The sequence below is a fragment of the Soonwooa purpurea genome, from assembly GCF_053891095.1.
In genome coordinates, this window is the sequence record NZ_JBSSMA010000026.1 from 1 (window position 1) to 6,771 (window position 6,771).

4 protein-coding genes are annotated in these 6,771 nt (G+C 31.9%); all 4 read right to left on the reverse strand.

Annotated elements, in window-relative coordinates:
* Positions 1-3,187, reverse strand: a 3,187-nt coding sequence (locus ACVFVN_RS14205; protein WP_456235788.1) for a hypothetical protein, incomplete at its 3' end; no start/stop codon positions are given.
* Positions 3,184-4,881 (reverse strand): T9SS type A sorting domain-containing protein, encoded by a 1,698-nt coding sequence (locus ACVFVN_RS14210; RefSeq protein WP_456235789.1) that lies wholly within the window; start codon positions 4,879-4,881, stop codon positions 3,184-3,186. The genes ACVFVN_RS14210 and ACVFVN_RS14205, both read right to left, overlap by 4 nt.
* A 465-nt stretch (positions 4,882-5,346) precedes the next feature.
* Positions 5,347-5,808: a hypothetical protein gene (locus ACVFVN_RS14215; protein ID WP_456235790.1), complete on the reverse strand. Its 462-nt coding sequence runs from the start codon at positions 5,806-5,808 to the stop codon at positions 5,347-5,349.
* Between the two features lie 13 nt (positions 5,809-5,821).
* Positions 5,822-6,771, reverse strand: a 950-nt coding sequence (locus ACVFVN_RS14220) for an RHS repeat-associated core domain-containing protein (protein WP_456235791.1), incomplete at its 5' end; no start/stop codon positions are given.

Genomic DNA, 6,771 nt, shown 5'->3' on the forward strand with positions numbered 1-6,771 from the left:
CCAATCGTTTGACTTCCTTCAGTCGTTGGGCTGTATCATAGATGTAAATTTCTCGCAGACCAGAAGGTGGTGTAACACTTCTAACGCCTACCAAAGGGTCATAACTATAAGTAGTGATTTGATAATCTCTAAGGGTAGAATCTTTTCTTAGAGCATCTAAAGTGTTTATTAAATCTGTTTCTGTTTGTTCAGCATTAGACAATGTGGCATTAAAATCTGAATCGGAGGCATTAATTGCGGCTATAACAACGGACTTGCCTTTTATATCTTCATAATTTGCGCCCTCAATCTTAGCAATCGGCTTGGTCTTATCATAACCCCAAATAATACTAACTGGAATACCAGATTCCAAGGTGTACTCTGTCAGATTTCCTCGATCATCATAACCGCCGAAGGAAATAGTTGAGGCTATTAAATTAGGGTTTTCAATATTATATTTATGAGCCTCTGTTGGGACAATAAAACCTCCATAGACACCATTTTTTTTCGCATAATTTAAATCAGACTTTACTACTATCTTACCAAAATCAAGGCTGTCTTTTTTTTGTGTTAATGTAGTCTCTAGTGGTATACCAATTGCATTTTCGGAAATCAAATCTGTAATATTTTTGTCACTGGCATACTTAAACTCAGTAAAAGCTTGACTCCCATCTGGAAAAGTTTGTAATGAACTTTTTTTTGATTTAAAATTATTATACTGTAATTCTGTTTTTGTTAATATTTTATTCGTAGGAGTCACTAGATCTATTTCTTCATTTTCGACTAATCTCTTTTCAATTAAGTAGGATGCATAGCCTTCATCAAAAGTTTCTTTAATTATAGATGGAGAAATTTTTGAATACATATATATATTACCCAATGTTGTCTGCGGATAAAAATATTTGAATTTCTCCTGTCTAATAGGTGAAAATCCATTATTTAGCTTATACATTGTTTTCATTAATAAATTTCCCCTTTGCTTCTGATAAGAAATATCAGGAATTGTTTGATCAGCTAACAATAATTCCGGTGTTGTTTGTGGAACATCTTTCTTATAAGAAAAAATATATTCTGTTTTAATATTTTCAGACGGATTTGACAGATTGTTCTGAAATTCTGTAACATTTTCATATAATATGCTTTCTCCTGCATCATCATAAAGAGGAAAATTAGGACTAGATTGTATTTTTAAATAATTAAAAGGCTCATAAGTTGTATAACTATTTGTTATTTTACATTTAACGGTTGAATTAACGACTCTAGAGTATGTTGGAATTTTATGAATTTTTCCGCTAGACAAATTAGAACCAAAAATTTTGTAATCATATGTTTTTTGAATTTTTGTTTGTCCATCAGAGTCTTTTATTTCAATTTTACTAATTCTAGCACCTCCTACTAATACCTTTTCATCTAAATCTTCAGTTATTAACTGTACTTGAACAGTGAAATATTGCCCTGGTTCATCGTTATTTTTGGGTATAGCTCCTATAATATAGTTTCCTGGTAGCAGAGTACTTGTATCTAGAGTTTGTAACAACTTTCCTCCATCTTCTGATGTAGGTATAACTCCAGTATCTTTGTATAGATAAAGTAAATAATCACAATGAATTCCTATTGGTCCTGTTGGACCGTTGGTACACCCAGTTGAAAAGGATGTTATGTTAGTCTGAAAAATATTATTGGGAATACTGAATTTATTCTGATATCTTATTGGATTATTAGGAATAGGGGTATTTATACTAAAACTTATAGTATCTATTACTGTTATATTTTTGAAATATGATTTTAAATTTTCTTGTAATGAATCACTTTCTATGATATTATTTTCGTAAGTATATACTATTTGTCCCTTTGTAGGTAATGTTATCTTATTTAGAAGCCCATCTAATACATGAACAGGACTAACACTTCTATTACCACCATTAATATATTGCTTTACAATTTTACCATTATTTATGTAAGTGTAGGTTCCTTCAGGAATTAAATCATTGAAATTTGAAGCACCATTATAACCTCCCCAGTGATCTATTGCGGATGATAGTCTCGAAGGTAATGATTGTCTATTAAGATAATTAAATCCCCTATACAATTCCTTTTCAGTTGCATTTTTTTGTAGCTCTATTTCATCCAAATACATCCTTTTATTATTTTTATCACCAAGACCAATGAATGATTGTTTAAAATTATATTTCTTCACATACTCTCCTGATTTATTACGTAATTCTATTGATTTAAGATACTTAAGATCTGCATCTTGCCTGTTTTCGTCTGAATAAATAAAATAAACACTACCTTCATCAAAAGAAATACTTGTTAGTCCATAAACTGTATCAATATTCTGCTGCGCAATAACTTCTATCCCGCTACCAGCACCACAAGATGGTAATTTTATTGGTACTTTTTTATTTTTTGAACCAGGTTGATAATATGTATTTATTCCTAATAAACCGTAAGTAAATAGAAAAACTTTGCCTTTTGAAGTTTTAATTTTTTTTAATCTCCAAATTTCTAAACCTTTAGGTCTATCATTGACATCATTAACCATATAACCTCCTTGTGATATAGAAACATTTGATAGATCACCAACTATCTCAAAGTAATAAAAATTTCCATAAGCATCTACTATTTCCCAATTTCCTTGACTAGTAAAAGTTATTCTCAAATTTTGATCGGTATCATCTACAAACTTCTGTATAGATTGTTGATACATAAATTTCCCAGATATCCCTCCGCATGAAATATTAAACACATCAGCTTCATAGTCACCAATAGCATAAGTTAAATAATCTAACCTCTTAACTTCTTTTCCTTCTTCATTTAATGAATGGTAAGTTTCAAGACTATTTTGAAAAAAATAACCTCTTTCATCAGGATTGCCTCTTTGTTGTCTGATAATCACAGCATCTGAACTTATTTTCCAATTTAATCCAATAGACGAGGCGAGATCAGATACTTTAACACCTCCTGCATGATATGACAAACTAATAGGAAAACTAAAGTCACCTGACTGAACATCTATTAGTGGTATATCAATATTAGGGATACCTTTATTTAGTGAAACAGGTGTATCTATAAATTTTCCTAAATTAGCTACTTCTGCATTAGGCCCTCTAGGTATATATTTATAACCATCATCTTCAAATGATCCTTGCCCGTACATCCAAAAACAAATAGTATTTATTAGGATTAATAGTAAATATTTTCTCATTCCTTAATAATTTTAGTTGAATATTCTTGATTTTGTTGATTGTTGGTTTGTGCTTTGATGATATAAGTTCCTTGCGGAAGATTGCTTGTATTAATCTTTGTAACTCTATTTTTTGTTTTTATCAGCTGTACAAGTCTACCTGTCATGTCGTATATAGATAAATCCGCTTCTGAAAACACAGTACCAATCTCGACATAACAATAATCTTTGACTGGATTAGGATATATCTGGATATTCTTACTTACCATTAAGTCCTCTATTTGCGAATCTTTTAACTTAAGAATTTTCCAGTTTTCTTCACCTAATTGATTTGCACTGGTCCCTGCCAATATGTAAGAACCTTCCTGTGTCAGTATTGCACTAGTCAAACGTTCCTGATTCTTTTTAGATTCGCCTTCAATATGTTTGCGCCATACTTCTTCGCCTTTATTATCAATATATAGCATCCAAAAAGTTTCGTCCTCCTTTTTCTTTTTTCCTTCTGCTTGTGTATAGCCCCCAATTAAAAAGCCTTTGGTTTTTGATTCTTTATTTTTTATACTATTTGCAGACATTAGAATATCGCGATTACCAAAGCTGTATGATTTTTGCCATTCTTCATTACCATGTTCATCTAAAGCCACCATCCAAAGATCTGTTCCTTCTTTTAAACTAGTTCTTTTGTTTCCTGAATTGGAAGATCGACTTTCGCCTCCAACAAGAAATCCTGTATCGGTTAATGATAAAGTTTTAATGTGATCATCATCCTTACCGCCATACGTCTTTTCCCATTCTACTTTTCCGTCTTTATCCAATTTCACTAACCAATAATCGCCGCCTCCAAAATGTTCTGATTGCTTTGCATAAAATGAAATGTCAAAATTTTCTGATGCTGCATCTTCTTTATTAGCTTTATGCTTATCGTCTTGCGTGTTGGCGCTATCTATATTTACAGAGTTGAATCTAGATTCTTTCAGAAAATTTTTATAAGAAATGTTTGACTTCGGTGATGTTTCGTTTTTTGAACTTCTGGAATAAATTCCCAATAGTATTCCACCATCTTTAGTAGCGATACTATGTTCAACTTCATCCAAAGCACTTCCTCCTAAGATGAGTTGATTTAATATTTTTCCATTTTTATCAAGTTTAACAACCAAAACATCTTTTTGACCAAAGCTCAACTTTGTATTATTTGTACTTCCAAGGACAACGAAATTACCATCAACTGTCTGTACAGCGGTTCTCGCTTCTTCATTTTGGCGAGTTCCTATTGTTCTTTGCCATTGCTCTTCTCCATTTTCATTAAGTTTTATTACCCATATATCGGATCCTCCAAAAGATTTTTCTCCCTTCTCTGAGCCTATTGTAGAATACGTAGTCCCAGTTAATAAAAAACTTCCGTCTTGAGCAGCTATAGAAGACTCCAGATAATCATGTCCATTACCAGAAAAATATTTTTCCCAAAGTTTTTGACCTTCTTGATCCACCTTAATAAGATGATAATCGAAGCCTTTATTTGATGAACTACCTCCTGTACTAACTTGTTGATTGGGTTGAATGCTACTTCCAGCAATTAGAATTTGCCCATCTATAGTTGATGTGATGTGCGATAGAAAATCTTGAGTGGAAGATTTGACATCACGTTGCCAAGCGACTTTTTGACCATAGACTTGGCTTAATAATACTAAACCTAGACAACAGTAAATTTTTTTCATATTTTATTTTTGGTTCTTAAATATAAAAAAAAATTAACATATTTTAAATTTATTTTAACATTTGTTATTGAATCAATTACAAAAACAGCTATAGAAGATAGATTTAAATATTTTTCCCAGTAAGCAAGTTACATTTCTACCATCATAAAATAAAGGTTTTCCTCTTTTGCAGATGTTTTTCTCTTGACATCTGGTCGTGGGAAGCCGAGAGCCAAATTTTTTATTTCCTAAAAATTCTTACTAAAAAGAAGCATTAGTATTCTATAACCCATCATTCGAATTTTCGAATGATGGGTTATAGAATTACTTGCATTATTTCAACCTTCCTAAATAACTTACTTTCAAAATCTTATTTATTTCCTCAAAATCTTATTTTTTAGACGTGGTGAAAAGAGGGAGCCGAGCTTTTCTATTTTACAGACATTTTTTTCTCAATATCCGATCACAGGAGAGAGCTAATTGAAATTACTTATATTTTATTTTTGTTCCATTTCCTGGTCTAATTAAATCTCCTCTAGGATATACTAAATCACAATCTTTATTAAAGTATTTTTTGACAGTTGGAATGTCATTACTGTCTAAGTCGATACCATCTTTTATCCTAAATTTAGTTGTATTTAATTTATTCTCGAGTAGTTCTGAATATAAGCTAATCAACTCCCATCCATCTCCATTTTTATTCCAACAAATACCAATCTCATCACCCAATCTATCTACTTTCTCGATACTGACCTTTGCATAATTTGAATTAGGTAATTCACTATAGCTTCCATTCATAATAAACCTTTCATTTCCTTTGGTTATTATTGTAATTGTTTGTTTACCATTTGGTGAAATTAATTCGATATCTCTCCATTTTTCTTTATTACATGATAAAACAAAAACAAAACAAGAATAAAATGTAGTAATAAAATATTTTGATTTCATAATAATAAAATTTTTAGGGATAAACACGATAGTTTCCAGACGGGAGACTGTATTTGGGATTATATAATCCAACACCAATCGAGTGACCAATTTGTTGGGCTTTTTGACTTACAGGGGGCTCCGGACCACCTTGTAAAAGATTAAATGCTCTCTGAGCTTCTTGTAGGGAATAACCAGCTCTCCCAGCTACAATACCCGCTCCCATATTTCCAAAATCTCTTGCAGAAGCCATTTTTCCATCTTTCGTCATACTTCCTCTAGTAGCATGTACCAACAAATTGGAGTTAGTTTGAGGATTATCCAAACCACGTGATTTAAAATCTAAACTTAGCCCAACCTTATACGCATTCAACATATATTTTATTACTCCTGGATTATTTTTAATAATTTCATTATCAATAAAATTTTGACCTTCCCTACTATTAGTATTTATAACAGCTCCTACTACTGCATTACCATTTTCGTCAAGAAAAGAATGAGTGGTTAATGATTCTCCAACTTTTTTTCCATTTTCTAATTTTACATCAGTTTTTCCATCATCAACCCAACCCGTAACTACATAGGTGCCTTTTTCTTCTCCATTTTTAACAATCGTCGATTGTCCACTATCTCCATAATAATAGTAATCTATGGCCGCAGATCCTCTTTCTATATTAATACCATATCCAATATCTATTTTAGAATTCTCCATACTTACTTCTCCATTAGCACCTGCATCGCTGCTTCCTGACTCTTCTGCTTCTCGACCATCGGGATCTATAAATCTTATAGGATTATTAAATGCATAATTATAAGGACTATGTCTGGTCATTTTCTCTGCTAGTGGGTCAACAACGCCCCATCGTCCAATATCCGGCATATAGAATCTTGCACCGTAGTCGTACATACCACTTTCTTGCAGCTCCATACCATTGTATTTGTAATTGTATGGTATAGAGAGCGGATCAAATACAGGAAGATTTC

Coding starts and splice junctions, on each gene's coding strand:
- ACVFVN_RS14210 (WP_456235789.1), bottom strand. CDS start 4,881: ATGAAAAAAATTTACTGTTGTCTAGGTTTAGTATTATTAAGCCAAGTC.
- ACVFVN_RS14215 (WP_456235790.1), bottom strand. CDS start 5,808: ATGAAATCAAAATATTTTATTACTACATTTTATTCTTGTTTTGTTTTT.